Source organism: Algoriphagus sp. 10J20-15 (assembly GCF_055809615.1).
The window spans coordinates 14,168-38,569 of record NZ_JBVVUG010000046.1; the positions used below are offsets into that span (position 1 = coordinate 14,168).

Genomic DNA, 24,402 nt, shown 5'->3' on the forward strand with positions numbered 1-24,402 from the left:
ACTCATGAATGGATTTTTGGTAAATGCCATCCTATATATTATTGCTGCGATTATCTGTGTACCTGTTGCCAAAAAACTTGGAATGGGCTCGGTGCTTGGATATTTGATTGCAGGAATCCTGATCGGCCCCTACTTGCTTGGCTTTATTACCAATGAAGGCCAAGGCCAAGATATCATGCATGCCACAGAGTTTGGAGTGGTAATGATGCTATTTCTGATAGGTCTGGAATTAGAGCCCAAGAATCTTTGGAAAATGCGTCAGTTGATTCTAAAAGTCGGGTTGAGTCAAGTGCTGATTACCTCTGCTTTGGTATTTGGAATAGGAATTCTATTGCAAGTCCAATGGCAGATCTCCCTCGCGATTGGACTTTCAATGGCACTTTCATCCACCGCTATTGTGCTGCAATCTCTCAAAGAAAAAAATCAAATGAACGGTCCAATCGGGAAGCTTTCCTTTGGTGTGCTTTTGATGCAAGATATCGCTGTCATCCCAATTTTAGCAATCTTACCATTACTGATAGTCGGTGACCCTATTCCGGCATCCAATGCTTCAGAGATGCATGGATTGATAGATAGCTTACCCGGTTGGGCTCAAACTTTGTCTATTTTTGGTGCGATTGGAATAGTAGTTCTTCTTGGTCAATTCGGGTTTGGCCCATTGCTAAATTATGTTGCTAAAAGTAGACTCCGCGAATTATTCACAGCATCCGCCTTATTGATCGTAGTAGGAATTTCCTTTTTGATGGAGCTTGTGGGACTAAGCCCTGCCTTGGGAGCATTTTTGGCGGGAGTTATCCTAGCCAATTCGCCATACCGACACGCGCTAGAATCCGACTTAGAGCCGTTCAAAGGATTGCTTTTAGGGCTATTTTTTATGGCTGTTGGATCTACGATTAATTTCAGTTTGATATTCAATAATGCTTCCACCGTCATTTCTTTGACCTTAGGAATAATTGTTCTGAAAACAATCATCTTGCTAATCATAGGAAAGTCAAAAAAACTTAGACCAGCTGATAATCTGAGTTGTGCAATTGGCCTTTCGCAAGTCGGAGAATTCTCATTTGTGACATATGCTTTCGCACTTCAGTTGGGGATATTCGATCAGTCCATTTCCGATACACTGATGGCTGTCACCGCATTGAGCATGACTATCACTCCTATTCTGATGGTTATTCTCGACAAAGTCATCCTTCCTACTTTAAATAGAAAAGATCAAGTGATTGAAAAAGAAATGGATCGCATCGACGAGCACAACAAGGTGATACTAGTAGGATTTGGTCATTTCGGGTCCACTCTGGGAAGATTTCTAAGGGCGAATGGTGTGGAGGCAACCATTCTGGATGCAGACCCTGACCGCGTAGAGTACCTTCGCAAAATGGGGTTCAAAGTATATTTTGGCGATGGCACCCGTGCAGATCTTTTGCTTTCAGCAGGAGTCATGGATGCATCAATATTGATTTCAGCACTTGACAACACGGAATATAGCATCAAACTGGTAGAACTTTGCAAAGAGGAATTTCCACATTTGGAAGTTATGATCAGAGCAAAAAACCGATATGATGCTTTTGAACTCATGGAAATGGGGGTGAAAAATATCTACCGTGAACACTTAGATACTTCTATCAAAATGGGAGAAGACGTATTGAAAAAGCTCGGTTTCCGTGCTCATACAGTTCATCGTTTGGCAAAACAATTCCGGGATTACGATGAAGGTGCTTTGAAGGTATTGGTGAACTTCAAAGACAACAGGGATGAGTATATCACCAAAAGTAGACAGCAAATAGAAATGCAGGAAAGTCTATTAAATGGTGAATTGATGAGAAAATTCTCAGTGAATGACCATACTTGGGATAGTGACTCTATCAAGGAAGCAGTAAACTCAGACGTAAAAACTTCAGAGTAAGAAGATCTTGTAGAGCGTATCCCATTCATTTTTATCCATCAATCCAAAAAACATCTTGTATTCGTAGATGTTAAGAATAGAAATCATTTTCTAACCCGCCAACAGATTGAGTGTGAAAATTAACAAAGCTATAAATTGTTAAATCTATAGTTTGAAGTAGCAATATTCAGTTTATCACGTTATTTCAAATACTGGGAACTTAGATACACGATTTCTGTTTTAAGTGACAGTGATTAGAATTCCATATAGCTATTAACTTTTCACTTCTATACACATCACTATGAACCAACACTTTACACTACTAAAAAAAGCCATCGAAGTATTTCACTCCTATGGTATCACTTTGACAGGTCAGCAAAAAAATGCGGACTTTGTACAGCAATTGAACATGGATCAAGTCTTTATTAATGGTCTGATTTTCGAATTGGAATATCAGCTTCAGGTGATTTTTCAGGATGAAAAACTAGGTACTGTACATACGCCGAAGGATTTGATAGCGTTACTTGTAAACATCCCCCAAGACAATTGATGGGTGTTTTGAAAACTAAACCAACTTAAAAGGGCTGACTTCCATAGGAATCAGCCCTTTTTTTGTTCTGAGTAATGAAACTGTAAACAACCTTACTTCTCTACTCTAGTATAAATAATTCCTAAGGAGCTTGCATAAGGTGGCATAATGGTATGGAGCTCTTTATTCTTATTTCTGAGTTGAAATTCTCTGGATAGATTTCCTTGATCCTGCAAGCTGAGCCCTTCTTTGTCCGAAAACATCGTTCCACCCATGTTAATGTAATGTTCTGAAATAGAAACTGTTATTTTATTTTCAACAATTTGGTAGTTGCCATTATAATATTCCAGAAAGCCTAACACACTCCCAGTCTCCATATCCTTGGCAAAAACCTCAGCATACACCTCACCATCTAACTTGAATTCAATGGAATAAATAATATCGTAGGACTGATCATCAGTCTTGTATTCAATGACTTTTTGCCAATGACTCTGGGTCAATACCTCGGGATTGACATCATCATTATCCTTGCAACTGATGATAAACAAAACAATAGCGAGTAGAGGAAGCAGGTTTGTTTTCATATACAAAGGTCGGTTTATTTGAAAAGTCCACTGATTAAATAAAGAAAATCAGGATATACGGGATATAACTATTACGTGACCTAGCTGCATAGCGCTACAAAAAATCTACTCTCAAATTTATACTGGCATTCTAACTAAGCAGAGTAACTTGCACCTACAAACCCGACAAATTCAAAATGGAAAAGAAAACTCTGTCTGGAACCATCCGAAAAAACATTCAAATCGACAGCGAAGTCACCATTGTACAAAAACACCATCAAAGATCTGGTGAACTCACCGAAGGCTTCGTCAAGCGAATTTTAACCTCCTCTCCAACACATCACCATGGGATCAAAGTAATGCTGGATACCGGAGAAGTGGGAAGAGTAGTAGATGTCTTTGTCGAAGACTAACTAGACCGTTGGACGATGTTTCTTTTTCAACCCATTTAAGAAATTCCTGAGAATTTGGTCTTTACAAGGTCTGTATTGGGATTGGCTAGGCTTTCTAAAGAAGGCACTCAACTCGTGTGGACTGATATGCATACCTACGGAAGAGAGAATTTCAAGCACATCGTCTTCCTTCAAATTCAGGGCTATTCGAAGTTTCCTAAAAATGATATTGTTATTTAAGGACTTTTCAGGCTTTGGGTCTTCACCATCTTTTTTCCCTCTCTTGTCAATAATAAAACCGTTCAAAAAAGCCGCCAGGTCTTTATCGATAATAGCTTGGAAATACTCCTCGTCATCATTTTTCAAAAAATTTGCAACCTCTTCCCGCTTTAGATCCAATCCTCCGGCTTTAAAAATGGCTACCATTTCAGGGTCTTTGTAATTGAAAATATACCGAATGGTCCGTAAAATATCTGAATTTGTCATGAATGCTCTTTGCTGAGTGTAACTCAAAGGTAAGGATGAATTAGGAATTGCTGCCTGGAAATTAGCAATGAAATGTTATTCAAAAATTCAGTCAGATAAAATCTAGTATGACTTAAAAGCCACAAATTGGGATGTTTTCTGGTTCAAGTCTTCTGACCTGTCCGACGACAGGCGGGCTTGGACCCACAATAATGAAGTCTTCTGACTTCTATTTCAGTTTCATACAACAATCTGAAGACTGCATTAAAATAGGCACAAGTCTGAAGACTTGCGCCAATCAATCAATACAGGTTTGTAGGATTGTCATGTGCCAAGCTGGATTGAATTAGATATCGAACGCCTGATCAACTCTGAGGAGCAGCTTCAGCAAAAGAAATCATCCAATTAATTCCAAATCGATCAGTAAGCATCCCGAAATAATCTCCCCAGAAAGTACTTGCCATAGGCATTGTCACCTTTCCATCGGCGGAAAGCTTCGTAAAAAAGGCATCAGCTTTCTCCTTTGAATCAGTGTTAATAGAAATAGAGAAATTATTACCCACAGTTAAAGGACCACCATGCCCTCCTGTATCAGATCCCATCAAAATACATTCTTTGCTTATAGGCAAACTGATATGCATGATTTGGTTTCTAAACTCATCTCCAATAGGATAAGTGGGGTCAGCGGGCATGTCAGAAAATCTTCCCACATGGGCAAATTCTCCTCCGAAAACAGAGCGATAAAAATTGAAGGCATTCTCACAGTTTCCTTCGAAGGTCAGATAAGTGTTTAAAGTAGTCATAGTGTTTAGGGTTATAATGGATAAAATTTTAATGCTGTTTGGCTGAAGGTTATCAGCACTGTTTTTGAATTAATTCGTCAATGTAAATATCAATTTGGGAGAAGAAAGTAGTATCAGTTCGGTAATCTGCCTGCACTTCAGCAGCCGCGGAAAAACAAACAGGAGAAGTAAATTTGGCAAAGCTTATCTCGTTGTTTTTATTATCAACTTTAGGATTTTGTAAGCCCTTCATTCTAACCCTGATTCTTTCGATCAAATATTCATCAGTAGGAAGTGGACCAATACTAGCATTGCTAAGAGCAAGGACAAGTTTCTGTAGAATACGTCGTTCAAATTCCATAGCTGTAGATTTTGCTGTAGAGGCCATTTAATTTAACAAAATCACCTGACTTGACCCGGCTTTTAAACCTCCTTTAGCTTCCATTTGCCTTTTCTAAAGAAATAAAGAGAAACTACAGAATGGAAACTATGGCTAAATGCGATGGAAATGAAAATCCCCAAATGAGCCAATCCTAAAGGAAAAGCCAACACATAAGCTAGCGGAATTTCAATAAACCAAAGTACACCTATGTTGATCCAAGCAGGTGTTTTGGTATCTCCTGCCCCATTGAAAGCCTGTGTCAGCACCATACCAACAGCGAAGAAAACGTAACCAAGCGCGACCACCCAAAGTCCTTGAGCGGCTACTGACTGCACTTCGGGAATAGAGGTGAAGAATCCAGCCAATTGCTGATTAAAAAGCAGATAAATGCCTGTGACTGATGCCATGAAAATCACCGTGTATCTGGTGGTTAACCAAACAGCTTTCTCAGCACGATCTGGTTGCTTGGCACCCAAGTTCTGCCCCACCAAAGTAGATGCAGCTCCAGATAAACCCCAAGCAGGTAAAAGTGTAAAAATCAATATTCTAAATGCTATAGTAAATCCAGCTAAGGAGGCAGATCCAAACTCAGCGTTCATCCGAGTTAGCGCAATCCAAGACACGGAATCAATCAGAAATTGCCCCATTCCACCAATTGCTATTTCCATGATTCTCTTGATTATTTCCAGGAGATCACAATGTTTTCCTTCAGGATTTTCAGCTTGTGCTTTCCATTGAATAGATGAAACAACTGATAAACTACACCAACTCCTCTACCAAAAGTCGTCGCAATTGCTGCTCCTTCTAAGCCAAAACCTTCAATATTTCCAACTCCAAAAATCAGAATTGGATCCAAAATCATATTCAGGCCATTAGCAATCCAAAGTGATCGCATCGCATGATGTGCTTGGCCTGCCCCTCGAAATGCTCCATTCAGAAGAAATAAGAGCATAATGGCAGTATTTCCGGCAAAAATAATTCGGGTATAATTGACTCCGGTTTCTATCACTTTTGGCTCTGCTCCCATCAAACCCAGAATGTCTGGGGCAAAGATCCAACCTAGCACTCCAAGTACAATAGAAATAGCTCCACCAACAATTAGCAATTGAAAAGCTGCAGCTCCCGCCTCGAAGTATTCTTTTTCACCAAATCTTCTGGAAATTAAGGCAGTCGCTGCCATGCTTATACCAAATCCCATGGCATAAACCAACACCACAACGGACTCAGTCAATCCAACCGTAGCAATGGCATGCTCGCCAAGTTTGGCTACAAAAAAGATATCAACTACTGCAAAAGCTGACTCCATCATCATCTCGAGGATCATGGGAATAGCAAGTACAAAAATTGCCGTTTTAAGGGAAAGACTAGTGAAATCCTGCTCTTTTCCACGCAGGGCATCTTTTATTAATTGCCAGGTCATTTGAAAATTGGAAAAATAATGAGGGGCGAAATAAAAGGAAATTTCCGCTGATCGAAAAACTCTAAGAGTTATTAAAGAATTATCAAACGCATATCAGACAGTTTTTGTCGCTTTTAGCCATGGCTTCCCTTTTTACAATCAACTGCTCTATCCCATAATTTGAGTATCTGCTTTTCTGCAAGCAGAGAGACCAAGGCACTATAAGTATTGGTCAACACTATCGCTAAGGCCGCGTCAGTCTTTCCGCCAGTGCGGGAGTCACCCGTCTTCGGTCACCTAACAGAATGAGCAAAGGGATTTTGGCTGAAGCCATCTTTGAGGGTATCCAGATTTTTCAATGAACCGACTTCCTATCCACGATTACATGCGCATTTGGGTGAAGCCAGAGAACTGAAGCGGGCAGGTCTGTCCGGATTTTTCCTTCCATTAATAAATCCAAAGCCTGCTTTTTGCCCTTTCCAGTGATAAAGAGAATGACCATTTTCGAAGCCATAATATTTCCAATCCCCATAGTCATTCCCTGAGTTAAGGGAATTCCAACTTTCTCAATCATTCCACTTGCTAAAGTAACCGGATGCAAATTGGCTACATGGCATTCTGGTTGAAGATAATCTTCAGGCTCATTTAACGCGATGTGACCATTTATACCTATCCCCAGAATACAAATATCTATGCCAGTGAATTCAACAATTTTATCCTGAATCCTATCGCATTCTGACTCCGGGTCACCTGTTTCCACATCAAATGAGAAGTATCTATCATCCTTTATCCCCAATTTTTTGACCAACTTCTCCTGAATATCATATTCGGAAGTAAATGTGGAATCCTTGGGCAATCCCACCCACTCATCGAGTTTGATCACATTCATCCAATCGAAAAAGCCAGGTGAATCGAGTTGTTTTTCCACCATCAATTCATACAATCCAGCGGGGGAATTTCCACTTGCTGCGCAAAAAAGCAAATCAGGATTGATCTCAACCTCTGCATGAACGAGCTCAGCTCCTAGCTGAGACATTTCTTGGTAGTTTTTGCAATTATGTAGCTTCATGATCTAGCTTTAGTATGTGAAAATGAATGTAAGTGATGACTAAAATAAGTTGATTTTCAATTGAGGTTATCCTGATAGTTCAAAATTTCAACCTATTCCCGTTCCGAGCCAATCACCTCGATGTCTGATCGTCCGTATTTTCCAATGGCCGGTTTTGAAATAAATAAAGGCAACCAATGCTGCTATAAAATTGGAAATTGGGAAAGCCCACCAAATCCCCTCAAAAGCCAGCGTTGTTTTCTGAGAAAGCACAAATGCTGTAGGAAAGCGCACGATCCACAAACTAAAAATGGAAATCAATAAGGAAGCTTGGGTAAATCTTGCTCCGTTGAAGAGTCCATTCAGAACTTGGTTGACACCAAGCAAACCAAAGCTAGGTGCCATAATTCTTATAAAAGTTGCTCCGTCTCTGATCACTTCAGGATCATTGGGGACGAAGAATGCCGTTAGATTCTCCGCAAAAACAAATAATAAAAGGCCAATTCCAGTCAGGCCAAAGAAGGCGACTTTTACGCTTAGATTTCCAATACTTTCGGCTTTCTTAATTTTAGAAGCTCCAATATTCTGACCTACCATGGTCGTCGTCGCCATGGCTAATCCTTGCGCCGGAACAATTACCAAACTCAAAATCCTTGCTCCAATTCCATAAGCAGCAACTACCCCACTACCAAAACTCGTAACCAACATCACCAATACCGTCAAGACTGCGGAGCGAGAGGATTGCTCCAAACTGGCTGGAATCCCCAATTCAAACATACGCTTGATCCACTGGAAGTCTGGTTTCATGTCAGCAAGTCGGATTTTAATCCCTTTTTTACCACGAAACAGAATCACAATTCCTACGAGAGCAGATAAGCCCTGCGTGATAATACTCGCCACAGCTGCACCAGCTACTCCATAGCCCTCAATGGATCCAAACCCAAAAATGAAAAGTGGATCTAAAACCAGATTTAGCAGAACGGTACCCAAAACGATATACATCGGCATCAACACATTTCCAATGCCTCGCATCAGCGACTGGAAAGTGAAAAACATAAAGAGAAAGACGAACCCAAAGGATGAAACCTGGAAATACTTAACCGAATCATCCAGCGTTTCTGGCCCTGCACCAACCAAATTCATTAAGGGTGAAGCACCAACGTAGCCTAAAACTGCCAGCATGGCAGAGACAAAGAAGATCACTAAAACGGTTTGCGAAGCACTAAAATCTATCATCCGCTGATCATCGGCTCCTTTATATTGGGAAACGATAACTGTTCCCGCCAAGGTAAGTCCAGCGCCAAGAGATAGCACCAGAAATAATATCGGAAAACTAATACTCACTGCAGCTACAGCGTTTGCGCCTAATCTCCCCAGCCAAAAAGTATCAATTAGCTGATAGGCAGTCTGCAGAATATTTGCCATAATAATCGGCCAAGCCAAGGTAAAAAGGCTCCGTATTAAATTCCCTTGGGACAAATCTGACTTTTTACTCATGAATCCAAAATCTAGCTTTTCACTTGATATCCTAAGATGCTAGTAAAATTCTGGAATCAGAAATTTGAACCGTCAGAAGAATGTAAATCCTTATAAAACACCCAGCTTCATTAGACTTAAGGTCACGTAAAACTTAAACGCCTAGAAATCCATGAGGCTCTTCACAAATCTTATAGGACAACTCCCTCTTAAAAATTTCACACATACGAGGATTCCCAACAAAGCCAATACCTATGAAACTATATTCCTTTTATCCCTTCAGGCTTCGCTCATGTTAGAATTGACACCTTCTGCAAAGGTCTTGATTCTAGCGTCTTGCTTCTTGCTACTTATATCATGCTACTCTAAAACCTACTCTTCCCCAAAAATCTCCTTCACTACCCAACCTTTGCCCCAGTCTTCTCTTTCCTGCTCAGTCCAAAGTTCAGGGTAGAAAATTACCTTCTGGAAGCGCGGAGGAAGGTATTTCTGCCAGTTGGTGCCACCAGTAGCCGCAATATCCACGGGATCTCTCTGTAGAAATCTAACTGCAGACTTGTAATGCGCCAGTGGCCAAAAAACATTTGCCTTCAGATCAAACTGCTTCATCTCTTCCGTCAATTCAGCTGAAGGATCAGGAAGATCTATGTACTTCTGCCATAGATTTTTGCGTCTATAGGCATCGATGAGATCCATTAATTTCTTGCTATACTTCGCTTCAAAATTCTTTAGCGTCAGCGTTTTCTCGCCAGTCGCCAATTCAACCGCCCCCTGCTGCCAATACAGGTTTTCAAAAATCTCATCCGTCGGAGTATGGAAATCAGGATCAGTTCGCTTATCCAATGCAACGAGGTTAAATGCATCCGCAGCCATCAATTCTATCTCCCGATATTGTGCACTTTGGAACCCACTGGCAGGAAGCAGGGACATTCGGAATTTGAGAAATTGCTCCTGCTCCATCCCTTTCCACATCATAGCAAAAGAACCAATCAACTGATCAAAGTACATATTGATACGCTCCAGCCTTGCCTTAAAAAATTGCTCTGTAATCGGCTGTAAATCTGAAATTTGCTCCATTTCAGAAATAATCAACTTAAAATAAAGCTCCGTAATCTGATGATAAATAATGAAGATCTTTTCGTCTTTGAAAGAAGTCTTCGGCTGCTGTAGGGAAAGCAACACATCCAAATTGATATAGTCCCAGTAGGCCAAATAATCCGCATACTGCAAACCTTCCAAGTAAGAAAGCATATCCTGACCGGAAGCTTTAAATTTCTGCTGAAGCAGTTCAATTTTATCTAATATCTTGGGGTCAAATTGGGACTCTTCCATAAGTACTTTTAGGACAAAAAGGTAGTATTTTCGTGAGCGATCCGTTTAATTAGGATCAGCTCTGGATTTTTAAAATCCCGACAAAAGTCACAGATTCATTCTATAAAACCAAAAAAACCATGGAGTCAATTGAAATCCGAAAGTCATTAAAGCAAGATACCTTCGAGGGCGTTGATTTTTTAGACCTTGATGATTTGCTTACTGATGAGCATAAATTGATCAGATCTTCCATCCGGGATTTTGTCAAAAAAGAGATCTCTCCATACATAGAAGACTGGGCTCAAAAGGCTCACTTCCCTAGCGAAATCGTCAAGAAATTCGGCGATGTGGGAGCATTTGGACCGCAGATTCCTGAGCAATATGGAGGTGGTGGCTTGGATTATATTGCCTATGGCTTAATCATGCAGGAAATCGAACGGGGTGACTCAGGTATGCGCTCGACGGCCTCTGTGCAGGGTTCGTTGGTAATGTATCCTATTTATAAATTCGGTTCGGAAGAACAGCGAAACAAATACTTGCCAAAACTAGCTTCTGGTGAAATGCTGGGCTGCTTTGGACTTACTGAGCCAGATCACGGCTCCAACCCATCTGGCATGGTGACCAACTTCAAAGACATGGGTGATCATTACTTGCTGAATGGTGCCAAAATGTGGATTTCAAATTCTCCCGAAGCGGATATCGCAGTGGTCTGGGCAAAAAATGAAGAAGGCCGAATTCATGGTTTGATCGTGGAGCGGGGAATGGAAGGGTTCACCACGCCGGAAACTCACGGGAAGTGGTCTCTTCGCGCTTCCTGTACGGGAGAATTGGTTTTTGATAATGTGAAAGTGCCAAAGGAAAATCTTCTTCCTGGCAAATCAGGTTTGGGTGCTCCACTGATGTGCTTGGATTCTGCACGATTTGGAATCGCTTGGGGAGCGATCGGCGCTGCGATGGACTGTTATGAGTCTGCGAGAAAGTACGCCGCTGAGCGTATCCAATTCGGTAAACCCATCGCAGGTTTTCAACTTGTACAGAAGAAACTCTCTGAAATGCTTACCGAAATCACCAAAGCTCAGTTTTCGCCTGGAAAGTCGGCAAGATGATGAATGAGGGAAAAGCCAAAACTGTCCATATCTCCATGGCCAAGCGCAACAATGTGGAAATGGCGCTCAATATCGCCCGTGAGGCAAGACAAATCCATGGTGGAATGGGCATCACAGGAGAATATCCGATTATGCGTCATATGATGAACTTGGAATCCGTAATTACCTATGAAGGAACACATGATATTCACTTGTTGATTTTGGGTCAGGAGATTACGGGGATTCCTGCTTTTGTGTAGGTTTTTAACCGCGGAGGTCACGGAGGGAAACGCGGAGGGCGCGAAGAAGGGCTCTAAATTTTGACAAGTAAGATAAATTCGACTTTTCATACACTTTGTGGATCATTTAAAAACCTAAATTATCAAACTCATGAGATTAGGGTCACTATTTATAAGGTTGACTAACAATACTAAAAATGATTAAATACTTTAAACAGTTCAGGAATTTGTCTTTAGAGAAAAGAAGAATAGCAATAATATCTGGCTTAGTAATATTGTCATTTTTTTCACTCTTATTCGCTAATCAATTAGAACTAAAAAAGACTTTAGGCAATACTGTTTTTCAATTTATTGGTTCATGGTTGCTTTCTTTTGTATTCACCCAATTTTATAACAAATATTATAACTCAACTTCCTTTACTTGGTGGGTTAGGTTGTATTTGTTAATGATCATAGGAACAATATTTTGGGCATTACTATTAAAAATAGAAACAATTGGAATTTAAACATCCAATTTCTAAATAAACCATCTTCAATGACACCAATACTCAATAGTTTTCAGGACAATTCGAAAAACGATTCAGGTGAGTATTAACCCCTAAAACATCATGCCCTCCCCCAAAATCAAACAAATCTTCCGAATCCTATTTATTCTTGCAAGCATAGGTTCCCTGTATTTTGTTCCATGGCCTTTGGTGAAGGCTTGGATAGTACCTCTACCCGATTCAGTGCAGGAACAGTTAGAAGAAGGAGTTGATCAGGGGTTTGATGGGATGATTGTTTATGTGGATCAGGGTGGTAAGTCCCCAGAGTTTTATGCCGCTGGCTGGCATGATCGGGAAAAGAAAATACCTGCTTATCCTGAGGCACTATTTAAGATTGCCAGTATCACCAAGCTTTATGTTGCCGTTTCTGTTGCCAAACTGGTCAAAGATGGGCGTTTGTCTTTGGACAAAACTGTAGCTGAATACTTTCCGGAACTGGCAGGAAGGATAGAGAATTCGGATAGAATCACGCTGAGAATGATGGTGCAGCATAGATCTGGCATTCCAAACTTTGTAGATCATCCAGATTATTGGACTAATCCTCCCAAGAACAAAGAGGAGACTTTGGCTTATGGATTGGATTTACCCGCCGACTTTGAACCCGGTGAAAGCTATGGCTATTCCAATACAAACTACATGTTGATCTCTGATCTAATTGATAAAACCGTAGGCTATCCTCATCAGCAATTTATCCGGGAGGAGATATTGACTCCGCTTGGGCTCAAGAATACCTACACTTCACTTAATGAGGTGGATATGGATGAAGTAATGAGTGGGTATTATGTGGGAGTTGACCAAGACTTCAAGACGGAAGACACTGGCTTAATGCTCGCTACCGCGGAAGATGTGGGCATTTTCCTTCGGGCATTAAACGATGGCTCCGTTTTCAAAGAAGGCGAACAGGAGATCTATTCAGAGATTTATGTCTATGAACATACCGGTTTGCTTCCTGGATATCAGAGTATTGCAGAATACCACAAAGACATTGATACCGTCATTATCCAGTTTAACAATACCACCAACTTTGATGGCTATGACTGGAACTTGGCAGAAATAATCTATAACCGTGTTGTGAAAATAGTGAGGAAGGACAGAAAAGAATAGATTGTCAACCTGTAAGGAAAAAAAACGTAAATTAGAACTTAAACCTAAGTGTTATGAAATCTCTAAACCTCCTACTATCTGATTCTGAATTCGACCAATTAGGTCTTGATAAAAACACGTTGTCTTTTTCTGAACTTATCGAAATCGTCGGAAAAAAGATTACAAAGCAGACATTAGAAAAAAGCGTTCAGTTAGCTAACAAATATGGGCTTTCCAATATGACACTGGAGGAAATTGATGAAGAAATAAACGCTCACAGGAATGCAAAAAGTAATTCTTGATGCGAACGTAATCGTCTCTGCCTTAATCCAAAAAAATTACCCTTATTTAATTCTTGAGCATTGCATTGAAGGAAATGCTATAATTTGTCTATCAAGTCAAATACTTCAAGAATATACTGAAGTCCTTAGTCGTCCCAAATTCGCAAGATTTTATGATTTTAAAACAAACGCCGATTTTCTAATTGCAAGATTGAGCGAAATATCAGAAATCTCTGATCCAAACGACACATTGAAAATCATCAAGGATGAGCCTGACAACCGACTTTTAGAGTTGGCACAGATATCAAAAGCAGATTATTTGATAACAGGTAACACAAATGATTTTACAATGAAAAGCTTTAAAGACACTAGAATAGTTACGCCAAAAGAATACTGGGAAAATCATAAATAGGTTTTCAATCATGACGAAAAAAGCCTCACAAACTCATTTTGTGAGGCTTTTTAAATGGTATTTGTATTCCTACTGTTTAATCATCTTTCCTACAAACACTCCGCTATTCTGACTTTCTACCATGATCACATAAGTTCCTGCTGAAAGTCTAGGTATCGCTAGGGTGACAGATCTTGAACTCTGACGGATCAACTCCACACTGGAACTAACTTCCTTGCCGCTATTATCATAAATTCGCATAGAATTTTCGGCAAATTTCAAATCTCCCAAGGCTTGAATTTCAACTTGGGATGAAGCAGGATTAGGATAGATTTTCAATTCCTCAGACACTAGGATCCCTGGATTGAAAATGCCTGAAATAGTCATAATAACTGGCACAAGGCGAGTCGTACAGCCAGCCTCGTTGGTCAACTCCACGCTGAATTCTCCCATTTGATTTACAGTGAGTTTCTGCTTCGTTTCTCCCTCCAGTTTTTCTCCATTTCTAAACCACTGATAGGTAAAATTACCTTCTGGAGCTTTCAGAATATTTCCGTCCACTATGATCTCTCCACTTGGTTTAGCAGCTGATTCCACAACAAATTTCTCCGTTTCAACAAGGCAACCACCCGCAAGTCTAACAATCGCATGGTAACTTCCACCCTCTTCTATTTCAAGGGTTTTATTGGTAGCTCCAGTAATCTCTGTTCCGTTTCTTCTCCATCTTACCACCTCAAATTCGGCTTCTGAGGCCAATGTCAACATCTGATTGTCTCCAGCGCAAATAGCAGCAGGACCGCTAATTGAAACTGCTGCACTGGCGCTTTCTTTCACGATGAAATCTGCTGTTTCAACAAGACATCCACCTGCAGTTCTAACAATTGCCTGATAGGTTCCTGCACTTTCGATTTCCAATGTTTTCCCAGTAGCTCCAGCAATCTCAGTTCCATTTCTTCTCCACTTCACTACCTCAAAAGCAGCTTCTGACTTTAGAGTCAGGGTTTGTTTTGTGCCAACACAAATAGTTTCTGAACCTGTGATGGTCACTGGAGTTGAATTGGCTTCTTTTACAATGAAATTAGGAGTTTCAACTCGGCATCCACCTGCAGTTCTAACAATTGCCTGATACGTTCCTGCAGTTTCGATTTCCAAAGTTTTTCCTGTTGCTCCAGAAATTTCCGTTCCATTTCTTCTCCATTTCACCACCTCAAATGCAGCTTCTGACTTGAGCGTAAGCGTTTGCTTAGTACCAACACAAATAGACTCAGAACCTGTGATGGTCACTGGAGTGGAACTAGCTTCTTTTACAATGAAATTGGGAGTTTCAACTAAACATCCTCCACCATTCTTTACTATAGCCTGATAAGTTCCTGCAGTTTCGATTTCCAAAGTTTTTCCTATTGCTCCAGAAATTTCCGTTCCATTTCTTCGCCATTTCACCACCTCAAATGCGGCTTCTGACTTTAAGGTTAAAGTTTGCTTTGTTCCCCCGCAAATGGATTCTGAACCGGTAATAGTAACCGGAGTAGTATTAGCCGCTTTAACAATGAATTCATCCGTCTCAAAAAGACAAGCTCCTGCGTATCTGATAACAGCCTTGTAAGTTCCAGCTCCTTCTATCTCCAAGGTTTCTCCTGTAGCACCTGAAATTTCTGTTCCATTCTTTCTCCATCTTACCACTTCAAAGGGAGCTTCCGAATTCAAAGTCAGAGTTTGCTTTGTGCCACCACAAATGGATTCTGAACCTGTGATGGTTACTGGACTAGAAGTAAAACTCCTTACTAATACAGTGGCATTTTTTTCTGTGACGTTTCCAGAGAAATCGACAGCTCCTAGCTCAACCGTAAGCTCTTTTCCTACATCCTCACAGGTGACTTTGGTTTTGCTGATAGTCACCTCTTTTACAGCACAATTATCAGATATTGATTGAATAAAATCCTCTGGATTCAATTCGAGTTGACCAATTGTTAAATCAAGTTCAACTTCCAGATTGTTTGTTTGCACCACAGGCGCTGATTTATCCTGAACAACCACTTCAATTTTATCCTCCCACGTATTCCCCTTATCGTCCTTGATTATTACCGTTACTTCTTGAGCGCCTAGGTTTTCGCATGAAAAATCTGACTTACTCAGTGTTACGGTGTAAATCGAACTTATAGGCCAATTCGTAAAAACCTGCTCTGGTTTTAAGGTAGCCTTCCCTTCAGCGTTAAGCACCAGCTCTACCCTATCTTTTACAACAGGCTTAGCTTCAGTTTTCCTCAAAGGTATTTTCAGACTTACCTCGTCTTTATAAACCCGACGTTCTACCTTCTGCAGATTGTAGTTTTGATCTAATACTGGAAAAATATATACGGGTGTAAAATTGACTATAGCAAACTCCTGATCTCCCTCTACCTTTTTCTCCAAATTCACTTCTAAATGCCCATAGTGTTTCCCTCCATCAACTAAAACGGGATTAGCGCCCGAGGTATCCCACTGCTCCAAAGAACTCTGGTCTGCGGACCATTTTCGATAAGGATTGTAATCGAGCGTATTAAATGGATTACCCAACCAATCTCTCTTTTCCCCCCGAAGACCATCACCAGCTACGCCTACATCGTAATACATAATGCCTTTGCCATCATTATCTTCATCTACAAAGCTTCGTTCAAACAACTCATCATGTCCTGAAAAAACAGCAACTACACCATATTTTTCCAACATAGGATTCAAGATGCGCATCGGTGTTCCAACTTGGCCAATAGAAAGCTCATGATTCAACGGCACACCATGCTCGCCTGATGAAAAAGCAATGTGGTGATATTGTACAAAGATTAACTGACCATTTTCACTGGCATCTTTCAGATTTTCTTCCAGCCAAATATATTGGTCAGATCCTGGCCCAAAACTGCTCAGATCTTTTCCTCCTGCAGCATTGTATTGTGCCAGCGTATAGTTTTCCTGAGTATCAGTGCCAGGCTCAGTGTATTGTTTTCCCGTAAGCTTAGGCTGCCCGTCAAAATCTGCGGCAGTTTGATCAGGTGTACCGTTGCTGGAATCCAGAGTCAAAATAGTTACTGGCCCATAATCCACACGATAGTAGCTTTTTTTATGCTTTTGAAGCGGATCTTCAATTGGGGTTTCGAAATAGGTATGAAAACGGTTCCTGCCTACGACCGGAAGAAATTCACCCCTCTCATTGGTTCCGTACCCTCCGCTGATTGCTCCATAAGACTCCCAATTGCCAAGTGCAGGTATGATCGCATAGCTAGACAGGCCCTTCCCCATACTCCCTGCATTCTGTCTAAAAAATTCGTCCCAGCCAGGCTGATATCCAGCCCCTTGTACCAAATCACCCGGCATTAGGATAAAGTTCGGGTTTCGGGAATTTATGACTTTCAGGTTTTCATTATAGCCAACTTGCTCTGTCAACATGTAATTTGGAATCTCAATCCCTTGCTCAATGGTACTTCCAAACTTTTGCTTCCAAAGTTCTGGGACAGTAGTTATGGGTCGGAATAGTGGATTTCCTGGATACCAAGCTCTGTTGGTTACTCTTCCTCTGGGTTCAGTCTCAGAATCCGCCAATGCCATAAATCTAATTTTCTCCCAATTAGACTTGGAAGCTGGCATGGTAAAAGCACCGTCATAGGCTACTCCTCCTAAAGTAACCAAATAGTTTACCGCTGTACCTGCAGGTAGGTCTATTGGTATCCTGTAGCGAAAGACCTCGTCACTTTCTATCCAACTCCCCTGCTCCAAACCTGTAAGTACTTGACTTTTCTCCTGGGACGTATAGTAAATATTAGGGACAGGTTCGCCAGTGACTTCACCTTCATACAGAACGTTTCCTGAATCCCCAACAAGCTTAATAACACTGGAAGTCAATGAATTACCAAACCAAGTTAGCTGCATCTTTCCCTCTCCATAAACTTGCAAATAGGGGTAGATTCTATAAGGGTTTACTTCAGTGACTTTCAGAGACATAAAAGTCAAGCAAATCAACAATCCAAAACTAAATAGCAGATGCTTTTTCATGGTTAAACAATAAAAGTAAACTAAACAAAGCTAAACGATAATTGCTTGCAATACAGGAAGTAGCACAAAATATCGCTCAGTTTGATCTATTTAAAAGAATCTAACCGCCTGAAATGTAAGGCTATTCCACCCTGCTTTTTAATAGAAATAACTGAACAGGATTCAAGGGATCATTACTAAAGATGTAAATATTCCGCTGATCTATTCCTTGTCTTCCTTTTGGGTCAAAAGTCACCTTGAGATATATTGATTCTCCTGGATCCAGAGTAGTCTTCGGAATCTCAAGCTTCAGACAAGTACAATTGCCTTGAATCTTCTTTATTTCCAAAGGCTCTCTTCCCTTATTGGTCAATAGAACTTCCTTTTCCTGAATTGCAGAATTTTTAATTGTCTTCAAATCGATTTCCTTAGGATCAATTACCAGTTGAGGAACTTGCTTCAAATCATCCTTAGAAAAAGGGGCATAATATTCGAAAATATCCGCCAATACACTCAAAGCAATAAATCCGGTAGAATCCTGCCAAGTAAGTGAAACCTGATCTTCGAAATAGCCCAAATCATTTTTCATCGCTCCATTATAAGCCACCTGAAGTAACCCGCGATCATTCGGCATAATGGAGTCTGTAAGTTGCTTTACTTGTATATATTCAGGTCCGACATAGGTCAGACTATCCTTGTAGAATGGAGTCTTACCAAAATTAAAGACCTCCACTTGCTTCAGTTTTGGCACATTGGTAAAGACTTCACCGACATTGATTTTCTCCAATCGAAAGCCAAGATCCCCTTTTCTTGTCCTATATGTCCCCACAGGATCACTAGCTCTTGGGATCGCATTGCCCTCAATGTAAAGCGTATCCTGCACATCTTGAAGATTCCCTTTTACTACAATCATTCTAGAAAAAAATCCAGCGCCTGAGGAAGGATCAAAAGAAACCTTTAAAATCCCAGTTTCCCCTACGACCAGGGTATCTTTAGTGTATTCTACAGTGGTGCAACCACAATCAGTCACTACGGTCTCAATGTAAAAAAGAGAATCAGCTGGGTGTGGGTAAATTCGAATTCTGCGACCTGTGGCCCTTGCTCTTCCAAGATTGTACCCAAATCCACCTTATTGACAGCCCAGATCAATTTGGGAGTTATAGTTTCTTGAGCCTGTGTGAGTTGGGAGAAAAAACACAGAAATAAGAGGGTATAAAGGGACTTTTCTAATCTAATCATACCCGCAATTAACGCATAATTTCAAACGTATTCAGGACTGTTTTACTTAATTTGCAGCAAAATCAGACCAATGGCAAGAGTATTAACAGGCATTCAAAGCAGCGGAAGACCACACTTAGGAAATATCCTAGGCGCGATTGTCCCTGCAATTGAATTGATTAAACAGAACAAGGAGGAGTCGTACATATTTATTGCAGACTTGCATTCCCTTACCACTTCAAAGGATGGCGAGGTTCGCAAGCAAAACACGCTTGCAGTCGCTGCAGCTTGGCTTGCCTTCGGCTTGGATATAGAAAACACGACTTTTTATCGACAGTCTAGAAGACCTGAGGTAGCGGAACTGACTTGGTACCTGAACTGCTTCACTCCTTTCCCAATGCTTGCAAATGCGCATAGCTTCAAGGATAAGGCTGAGCGACTTTCTGATGTGAATGCGGGACTATTCACCTACCCGGTTTTGATGGCAGCTGATATTTTACTGTATTCAGCGGATTTGGTTCCAGTAGGAAAAGATCAGATGCAGCACCTGGAAATGACCCGGGATATTGCTTCTACGTTCAATAGAATCGTAGGCGAGGATATCCTGACAATTCCAGAAGCTAGAATCGACGAAGTGGTAAAAACCATTCCAGGCACAGACGGCCAGAAGATGAGTAAGTCCTACAATAACTTCATTGATATCTTCCTGCCGGAAAAAGCACTGAAGAAAAATGTAAACAGTATCGTGACCGACAGCAAAGAATTGGAAGAACCAAAAGATCCTGATACTGATAATGTCTTCAAACTTTATAGTTTGCTTGGTACAACTGAGCAAACCCAACAGATGCAAGCTAACTACGAAGGCGGAAACTATGGCTATGGCCATGCGAAAAAAGAATTATTGCAGCTAATCCTCGATAAATATAAAAAAGAACGGGAGCTTTTTGATTTCTATATGAATCATCCCGAAGAAATCGAAATAAGATTGGCAGCAGGGGAAGAAAAGGCCAAGGCCGTTGGCGCAGAATTGTTGGATAAAGTGAGAGTGAAGCTGGGGTTTAAGTAAGTTCTCCTTGCGACGCAATGTTTCAACACTTCCATAATGTCACCCTGAGCGAAGTCGAAGGGTCTCCTCCAAGGTTTGGTGTCTTATGTATGAAAATGGCTCCGTCAACATCTGACGAAGCCATTTTTATTTCTATTACTAATCGTGCCTTTGGCACTCTGTCTACCTCACCGATCATACTAACCCAGAATTTCATTCTGGGCATTTACAGGCCTTACCATTGGCAAGAGAATTAAAACATGCAACTTAACAGTTGTGCCAACGGCACGATCAGTCTGACACTCAATCATAAAAGACCCCTTAATCCTTTGCGGAGTTCTTCGCGTCCTTCGCGACTTGGCGGTAAAAAAAAACTTTTGTTGAGTTCGTCAAATTACTGTTTGCACTCTAGTTCAAAAAAACTCCACATTCAACCGCTTACTGATTATTTACAAAAAGATTTATCGAACAAGTAAATATACTAGCCACAATATTTAAAGGAATCAGAGTTTTACTTTTGTTGAATTTATAGATCAAAACAAAAACGGCTACGCATACTATCAAAGAGGAATTCAAAAGGATATATCTATACTCATGACCGAAAAGCAAGGCATTTTGTAGGGCGATTTGAATCGCAATTCCGAAGTAAATCAAGAAGTTCACTGCAGACGATTCAGGGTTGGCGAAAAATACAGAGAACGCTTTTATAGTAAAAAATAATGCAAATAAAGTAAGTCCAATGGCAATCGGCACTATAGATATCTTCCCTATAGTATATAAAAGCATTGCGATAAAACCAGCTGCGTAGTAGCCAATAGCTAATTGTTTAGGATAGGTGATTTCCATAAAAGGATACAGTAAAAAGTCCATTTCACACTACGCTAGGCTGGATAGTTTATGCCTCGAAAACCAAAAAACCTGACTCGTTTCTGAATTTCTGAAATAATATAGCCAACCTAAAACTAAAAAAGAAATTAGTACCTAAAAAAAACATAATCAGCTCACCCTATTCCTCCAATGGAATTACAGATAGTGCCTTTGGCAATCTGCCTACCCAGAATTTCATTCTGGCCATTTACAGGCCTTACCATTGGCAAGAGTAAAACCCAGCCGAAAAGCTGTGCCAAAGGCACAAATAGTAATAACCCTGAATCCAGCGAAGCGAAATTCAGGGTTAACAAGAAGTCTCAGGTAAATGAGAGTGCCAACGGCACGATCAGTCTGACACTCAATCATAAAAGACCCCTTAATCCTTTGCGGAGTTCTTCGCATCCTTCGCGACTTGGCGGTAAAAAAAAATAAACCTTTGGGGTCTTTAGGTTCCCAAAGGTTTGAAGTTCTAAACAAACTCCTTAAAGATCACCGAAGCATTATGTCCACCGAAGCCAAAGGTGTTACTCAAGGCAACAGACACTTTTTTCTTGATAGCAGCCTTGGTAACAATCTGAATTCCCTGAGGAATGGCAGGATCCAATGTTTCCGTATTGATCGTTGGAGGAACAACTCCCTCATTGATTGCTTTGACACAAAAGATCGCTTCTATAGCTCCGGCAGCTCCCAGCAAGTGACCTGTCATGGACTTAGTAGCAGAGATATGTAAGTTATCATACTTCCCATCAAGCAGGGCAGATATTGCTTTGATTTCGCTTAAATCTCCTGTAGGGGTAGAAGTCGCATGCGCGTTCAGGTAATCGACATCCTGCATGGTCAAGCCTGCCTCTTCCAAAGCAAATTTCATGCATTGCAGTGCGCCAGCTCCTTCGGGATGCGTGGCTGTTAAATGGTACGCATCAGCGGTCATTGCCGCTCCGACTACCTCTCCGTAGATTTTGGCTCCACGATTTTTAGCATGCTCATATTCTTCAAGAATCAAAGCTGCAGCTCCCTCTCCCATCACAAATCCATCTCTGTCCACATCAAAAGGTCTAGAAGCAGCGGAGGGATCATCGTTGCGTGTAGAAAGCGCTTTCAACGCATTAAAACCTCCCATTGAGGCTTCTGTGATTGGCGCATCTGACCCACCGGTAATCATCACTTTAGCTTTTCCCCATTTGATATAGTTGAAAGCATCCATGATCGCACTATTCGATGAAGCACAGGCTGTCACTGCAGTGTAATTGATTCCCATCAGGCCATACTTCATGGAGATCACTCCCGAAGCCATATTCACTAGGAATTTTGGATGGAAAAAAGGATTGAAACGAGGTGAGCGATCATTTGCTATAAACTCGTTCAGCTCCTTTTCAAGTGTGTTCATACCACCTTGGCTCGAACCCCAGATCACTCCTGCATCAAATGGGGAGTTCAATTTGGAAACATCCAATCCAGAATCTTCCATGGCCTCAGCGGCAACATATAAAGCGTATTGGGTAAAAAGATCAGACCGTTTAATGTCACTGCGATCAAGCCTGAGCATAGGATCAAAATCCTTTAATTCACTAGCAAATCTGGTTTTGAATTTCTCCGGATTAAAATAAGTGATTTGACCTGCCCCGCTTTTTCCTTCTGTGGCATTCTGCCAATTGGACTTTACATCGTTACCAAGAGCAGACAACGCTCCTAAACCTGTGATTACTACTCTCTTTGAATTCATCTTTTACTATATCTGAAAAAACTCCTTTATGAATGAAAAAACCCGGCTATTGACCAGGTTCTTTACTTTATTCCTATTTTTTATTTAGACTCGTGTTTCTAAAATCTAACATTTTGATACTTATGTATTGATACTAATCTATCTGCTTCTCCAAAGGTCCTTTAACTGTCTTCCATTAATCAGCATCACAAAGCGCGCTGGGTTTGGAATCAAAACGATTCGAACATCCTGCTTATCAAACTGCTCAGACTCAATCGGTACTCCCTGCTGACCTGAAACTTCATAGCTAATAATGCCATTTGCATCAGGAAGAAGCGGCTTGTAAACATTTGCTATGTAAGCTGTTGGCAAAAGAATATCTGTATCAGACTTCAGCTTATCCTGAATTTTCTCAATTTCAGTTTCAAGTCTGTCCTCATAGTTTTCGTTGAAATCATCTTCCAAGTCATGAAGCGCTTCTTCAAGATCGTCATAACTCTCATCGCTATAATCCATAGCGGCTAATTGATTTCTTTTTTCGACTATTTCGGTAAGCTCTTTATCCAGCGTATCCCAATTCATTCCGTTCTGTTTTTTTGATTTGAAGTGCAAAGATGGGAAATCCCTTTTTTTATGAAGAACTATTTCAAAGAAATTAACTTACCAAAAGGATTTTTCCATTTCTACCAGGCTTATTGTAAGCCTCAATAGCAGCCTTTACTTCTGTAAGAGGGAATGACGCTTCTACCTCAACTTTGGAATCTTCATCCATCAGAAAAGCCTGGGTTTCTTTATAAAGTTTAGCCCTATCTTCATTGCTGATTCTTTTCAAAATGCTACTCAACCAAAATCCTTCAATTGAAACTTCCTTGAAAATCATCAAGCCAGTGTTTAACGGCATTGGTTCACCACTTAATACACCGAATGAATACATCTTCCCAAATTGCTTTATACAAGTCAGGGCTTTGGCAGCTAATTCTCCCCCTACTGCATCAAATACCGCAGAAACACCTTGACCAGTAACCTCACTGATTACCTTTTTCAAATCTTCTTTCTCGGTGTTTACCACCAGATCTGCCCCAAGATCAGACAGATACTTTTTCTGCTCATCATGACGAACAGTACAAGCGACTTTGATTCCTTTACTTTTAGCGACTTGAATTGTGAACTTTCCAAATGCTGATGCTCCTGCTGTAAGTAGCAGCCATTCTCCTTCTTTCAATTCAGATTTATTCACCATCGCTACTGCAGTCACAGGGTTGACAAAGGCTTGACATGCTATTTCAAAAGACATTCCTTCAGGCATAGGAATCACCTGCGTGGCGGGCAGGGTAATATATTCTTTCCAAGTGCCGGTATTTGTACCTTGCGCAGTGAACATTACTCGGGTTCCAACAGGGAATTTTCCTTCCTCGTCAGATTTGCTAACAATTCCAGCTGCTTCAAAACCTGCACTACTAGGTAAATTAGGCTGAATTCCATATTTCCCCTGAATAAACATCAGATCCGAAGGGTTGATATTTCTTGCTTTTCCCTGGATCTGAACCTCATGTGGCTGTGGCTCAGGAGCAGGCGATTCTTTGACCTGTAAAACATCCTCAGGCATTCCTGTCTTTTCAAAAATCACTTCTATCATAGCTTCTTAAATTTCAAATTGGCTGTTTCTAGTAATTTAACTAAGAATATTATCCATTCGTTCAGGCATCCACTATATC

At 40.8% G+C, this 24,402-nt stretch carries 23 protein-coding genes and 1 pseudogene; 8 read left to right on the forward strand and 16 right to left on the reverse strand.

Translation table 11 applies throughout. The annotated features are described in order from the left end of the window. The first annotated feature begins 4 nt into the window (after positions 1 to 4). Entirely contained in the window at positions 5 to 1,903 is a 1,899-nt protein-coding gene (locus tag AC0L6R_RS21095) for a monovalent cation:proton antiporter-2 (CPA2) family protein (RefSeq protein ID WP_473273011.1), read from the forward strand. A gap of 280 nt (positions 1,904 to 2,183) precedes the next feature. Continuing rightward, positions 2,184 to 2,432, forward strand: coding sequence for an acyl carrier protein (locus AC0L6R_RS21100; protein WP_283411121.1), 249 nt, complete (start codon positions 2,184 to 2,186; stop codon positions 2,430 to 2,432). 92 nt (positions 2,433 to 2,524) lie between these two features. Here AC0L6R_RS21100 and AC0L6R_RS21105 read toward each other — a convergent pair whose 3' ends face one another. Next, positions 2,525 to 2,995 (reverse strand): hypothetical protein, encoded by a 471-nt coding sequence (locus AC0L6R_RS21105; protein ID WP_473273012.1) that lies wholly within the window; start codon positions 2,993 to 2,995, stop codon positions 2,525 to 2,527. Between the two features lie 176 nt (positions 2,996 to 3,171). Between AC0L6R_RS21105 and AC0L6R_RS21110 the strand changes: the two genes are divergently transcribed. Further along, positions 3,172 to 3,387 (forward strand): YwbE family protein, encoded by a 216-nt coding sequence (locus AC0L6R_RS21110; protein ID WP_283411123.1) that lies wholly within the window; start codon positions 3,172 to 3,174, stop codon positions 3,385 to 3,387. On the opposite strand, the gene AC0L6R_RS21115 is transcribed toward AC0L6R_RS21110, so the two are convergent. The 8 genes from AC0L6R_RS21115 to AC0L6R_RS21150 all read right to left on the reverse strand — a co-directional run bounded on the left by AC0L6R_RS21115 (position 3,388) and on the right by AC0L6R_RS21150 (position 10,250). Beyond that, a complete protein-coding gene (locus tag AC0L6R_RS21115; protein ID WP_473273013.1) occupies positions 3,388 to 3,879 on the reverse strand; it encodes a YehS family protein in 492 nt (163 codons plus the stop codon). Positions 3,880 to 4,196: 317 nt separating this feature from the next. Beyond that, positions 4,197 to 4,634, reverse strand: coding sequence for a VOC family protein (locus AC0L6R_RS21120; RefSeq protein WP_283411125.1), 438 nt, complete (start codon positions 4,632 to 4,634; stop codon positions 4,197 to 4,199). A 52-nt stretch (positions 4,635 to 4,686) separates the two neighbouring features. Further along, positions 4,687 to 4,974: a hypothetical protein gene (locus AC0L6R_RS21125; protein ID WP_473273014.1), complete on the reverse strand. Its 288-nt coding sequence runs from the start codon at positions 4,972 to 4,974 to the stop codon at positions 4,687 to 4,689. 62 nt (positions 4,975 to 5,036) lie between these two features. Continuing rightward, complete coding sequence (locus AC0L6R_RS21130) at positions 5,037 to 5,663, reverse strand: MATE family efflux transporter (RefSeq protein ID WP_473273015.1); 627 nt, start codon at positions 5,661 to 5,663, stop codon at positions 5,037 to 5,039. A gap of 11 nt (positions 5,664 to 5,674) precedes the next feature. Next, on the reverse strand, positions 5,675 to 6,415 hold the full coding sequence (locus tag AC0L6R_RS21135) for an MATE family efflux transporter (RefSeq protein WP_473273016.1): 741 nt from the start codon (positions 6,413 to 6,415) through the stop codon (positions 5,675 to 5,677). Positions 6,416 to 6,749: 334 nt separating this feature from the next. Next, entirely contained in the window at positions 6,750 to 7,430 is a 681-nt protein-coding gene (locus AC0L6R_RS21140) for a 6-phosphogluconolactonase (protein ID WP_473273017.1), read from the reverse strand. Between the two features lie 120 nt (positions 7,431 to 7,550). Continuing rightward, on the reverse strand, positions 7,551 to 8,939 hold the full coding sequence (locus tag AC0L6R_RS21145; protein ID WP_283411129.1) for an MATE family efflux transporter: 1,389 nt from the start codon (positions 8,937 to 8,939) through the stop codon (positions 7,551 to 7,553). A gap of 351 nt (positions 8,940 to 9,290) precedes the next feature. Next, entirely contained in the window at positions 9,291 to 10,250 is a 960-nt protein-coding gene (locus tag AC0L6R_RS21150; protein WP_473273018.1) for a tryptophan 2,3-dioxygenase family protein, read from the reverse strand. A 119-nt stretch (positions 10,251 to 10,369) separates the two neighbouring features. On the opposite strand from AC0L6R_RS21150, the pseudogene AC0L6R_RS21155 reads away from it, so the two are divergent. The 4 genes and pseudogenes from AC0L6R_RS21155 (at position 10,370) to AC0L6R_RS21170 (ending at position 13,874) form a co-directional block, all read left to right on the forward strand. Further along, positions 10,370 to 11,574: pseudogene (locus tag AC0L6R_RS21155) on the forward strand (acyl-CoA dehydrogenase family protein). 587 nt (positions 11,575 to 12,161) lie between these two features. Next, positions 12,162 to 13,202: a serine hydrolase domain-containing protein gene (locus AC0L6R_RS21160; protein ID WP_473273019.1), complete on the forward strand. Its 1,041-nt coding sequence runs from the start codon at positions 12,162 to 12,164 to the stop codon at positions 13,200 to 13,202. Positions 13,203 to 13,255: 53 nt separating this feature from the next. After that, positions 13,256 to 13,483, forward strand: a complete 228-nt coding sequence (locus AC0L6R_RS21165) for a hypothetical protein (RefSeq protein WP_473273020.1) — start codon at positions 13,256 to 13,258, stop codon at positions 13,481 to 13,483. After that, the gene (locus tag AC0L6R_RS21170) at positions 13,464 to 13,874 is read left to right on the forward strand and encodes a putative toxin-antitoxin system toxin component, PIN family (RefSeq protein WP_473273021.1); all 411 of its coding nucleotides are present in this window, start codon (positions 13,464 to 13,466) and stop codon (positions 13,872 to 13,874) included. Before AC0L6R_RS21165 ends, AC0L6R_RS21170 begins: the two co-directional genes overlap by 20 nt. A 69-nt stretch (positions 13,875 to 13,943) precedes the next feature. On the opposite strand, the gene AC0L6R_RS21175 is transcribed toward AC0L6R_RS21170, so the two are convergent. Continuing rightward, positions 13,944 to 17,873 carry a T9SS type A sorting domain-containing protein gene (locus AC0L6R_RS21175; RefSeq protein ID WP_473273022.1) on the reverse strand — a complete coding sequence of 1,310 codons (3,930 nt, stop codon included), beginning with the start codon at positions 17,871 to 17,873 and terminating at the stop codon, positions 13,944 to 13,946. Positions 17,874 to 17,994: 121 nt separating this feature from the next. Then, entirely contained in the window at positions 17,995 to 18,933 is a 939-nt protein-coding gene (locus tag AC0L6R_RS21180; RefSeq protein WP_473273158.1) for a DUF1573 domain-containing protein, read from the reverse strand. Between the two features lie 228 nt (positions 18,934 to 19,161). Between AC0L6R_RS21180 and trpS the strand changes: the two genes are divergently transcribed. Next, positions 19,162 to 20,136, forward strand: a complete 975-nt coding sequence (gene trpS, locus AC0L6R_RS21185) for a tryptophan--tRNA ligase (RefSeq protein WP_473273023.1) — start codon at positions 19,162 to 19,164, stop codon at positions 20,134 to 20,136. Positions 20,137 to 20,553: 417 nt separating this feature from the next. Here the strand turns inward: trpS and AC0L6R_RS21190 are convergent, their stop codons facing one another. The 5 genes from AC0L6R_RS21190 to AC0L6R_RS21210 form a co-directional block, all read right to left on the reverse strand. Beyond that, complete coding sequence (locus AC0L6R_RS21190; protein ID WP_473273024.1) at positions 20,554 to 20,985, reverse strand: hypothetical protein; 432 nt, start codon at positions 20,983 to 20,985, stop codon at positions 20,554 to 20,556. Positions 20,986 to 21,116: 131 nt separating this feature from the next. After that, a complete protein-coding gene (locus tag AC0L6R_RS21195; RefSeq protein ID WP_473273025.1) occupies positions 21,117 to 21,296 on the reverse strand; it encodes a hypothetical protein in 180 nt (59 codons plus the stop codon). Positions 21,297 to 21,454: 158 nt separating this feature from the next. After that, positions 21,455 to 22,708 carry a beta-ketoacyl-ACP synthase II gene (gene fabF, locus AC0L6R_RS21200; protein ID WP_473273026.1) on the reverse strand — a complete coding sequence of 418 codons (1,254 nt, stop codon included), beginning with the start codon at positions 22,706 to 22,708 and terminating at the stop codon, positions 21,455 to 21,457. A 138-nt stretch (positions 22,709 to 22,846) separates the two neighbouring features. Further along, positions 22,847 to 23,269: a hypothetical protein gene (locus AC0L6R_RS21205; protein ID WP_283411140.1), complete on the reverse strand. Its 423-nt coding sequence runs from the start codon at positions 23,267 to 23,269 to the stop codon at positions 22,847 to 22,849. A gap of 73 nt (positions 23,270 to 23,342) precedes the next feature. Beyond that, positions 23,343 to 24,323, reverse strand: coding sequence for a zinc-dependent alcohol dehydrogenase family protein (locus AC0L6R_RS21210; RefSeq protein ID WP_473273027.1), 981 nt, complete (start codon positions 24,321 to 24,323; stop codon positions 23,343 to 23,345). Positions 24,324 to 24,402: the final 79 nt, after the last annotated feature.

What these genes read in the sequence shown, in the direction of transcription:
- AC0L6R_RS21095 (WP_473273011.1), top strand. Translation starts at nt 5, where the DNA reads ATGAATGGATTTTTGGTAAATGCCATCCTATATATTATTGCTGCGATT.
- AC0L6R_RS21100 (WP_283411121.1), top strand. Translation starts at nt 2,184, where the DNA reads ATGAACCAACACTTTACACTACTAAAAAAAGCCATCGAAGTATTTCAC.
- AC0L6R_RS21105 (WP_473273012.1), bottom strand. Translation starts at nt 2,995, where the DNA reads ATGAAAACAAACCTGCTTCCTCTACTCGCTATTGTTTTGTTTATCATC.
- AC0L6R_RS21110 (WP_283411123.1), top strand. Translation starts at nt 3,172, where the DNA reads ATGGAAAAGAAAACTCTGTCTGGAACCATCCGAAAAAACATTCAAATC.
- AC0L6R_RS21120 (WP_283411125.1), bottom strand. Translation starts at nt 4,634, where the DNA reads ATGACTACTTTAAACACTTATCTGACCTTCGAAGGAAACTGTGAGAAT.
- AC0L6R_RS21125 (WP_473273014.1), bottom strand. Translation starts at nt 4,974, where the DNA reads ATGGAATTTGAACGACGTATTCTACAGAAACTTGTCCTTGCTCTTAGC.
- AC0L6R_RS21130 (WP_473273015.1), bottom strand. Translation starts at nt 5,663, where the DNA reads ATGGAAATAGCAATTGGTGGAATGGGGCAATTTCTGATTGATTCCGTG.
- AC0L6R_RS21135 (WP_473273016.1), bottom strand. Translation starts at nt 6,415, where the DNA reads ATGACCTGGCAATTAATAAAAGATGCCCTGCGTGGAAAAGAGCAGGAT.
- AC0L6R_RS21140 (WP_473273017.1), bottom strand. Translation starts at nt 7,430, where the DNA reads ATGTCTCAGCTAGGAGCTGAGCTCGTTCATGCAGAGGTTGAGATCAAT.
- AC0L6R_RS21145 (WP_283411129.1), bottom strand. Translation starts at nt 8,939, where the DNA reads ATGAGTAAAAAGTCAGATTTGTCCCAAGGGAATTTAATACGGAGCCTT.
- AC0L6R_RS21150 (WP_473273018.1), bottom strand. Translation starts at nt 10,250, where the DNA reads ATGGAAGAGTCCCAATTTGACCCCAAGATATTAGATAAAATTGAACTG.
- AC0L6R_RS21160 (WP_473273019.1), top strand. Translation starts at nt 12,162, where the DNA reads ATGCCCTCCCCCAAAATCAAACAAATCTTCCGAATCCTATTTATTCTT.
- AC0L6R_RS21165 (WP_473273020.1), top strand. Translation starts at nt 13,256, where the DNA reads ATGAAATCTCTAAACCTCCTACTATCTGATTCTGAATTCGACCAATTA.
- AC0L6R_RS21170 (WP_473273021.1), top strand. Translation starts at nt 13,464, where the DNA reads ATGCAAAAAGTAATTCTTGATGCGAACGTAATCGTCTCTGCCTTAATC.
- AC0L6R_RS21175 (WP_473273022.1), bottom strand. Translation starts at nt 17,873, where the DNA reads ATGAAAAAGCATCTGCTATTTAGTTTTGGATTGTTGATTTGCTTGACT.
- trpS (WP_473273023.1), top strand. Translation starts at nt 19,162, where the DNA reads ATGGCAAGAGTATTAACAGGCATTCAAAGCAGCGGAAGACCACACTTA.
- AC0L6R_RS21190 (WP_473273024.1), bottom strand. Translation starts at nt 20,985, where the DNA reads ATGGACTTTTTACTGTATCCTTTTATGGAAATCACCTATCCTAAACAA.
- fabF (WP_473273026.1), bottom strand. Translation starts at nt 22,708, where the DNA reads ATGAATTCAAAGAGAGTAGTAATCACAGGTTTAGGAGCGTTGTCTGCT.
- AC0L6R_RS21205 (WP_283411140.1), bottom strand. Translation starts at nt 23,269, where the DNA reads ATGAATTGGGATACGCTGGATAAAGAGCTTACCGAAATAGTCGAAAAA.
- AC0L6R_RS21210 (WP_473273027.1), bottom strand. Translation starts at nt 24,323, where the DNA reads ATGATAGAAGTGATTTTTGAAAAGACAGGAATGCCTGAGGATGTTTTA.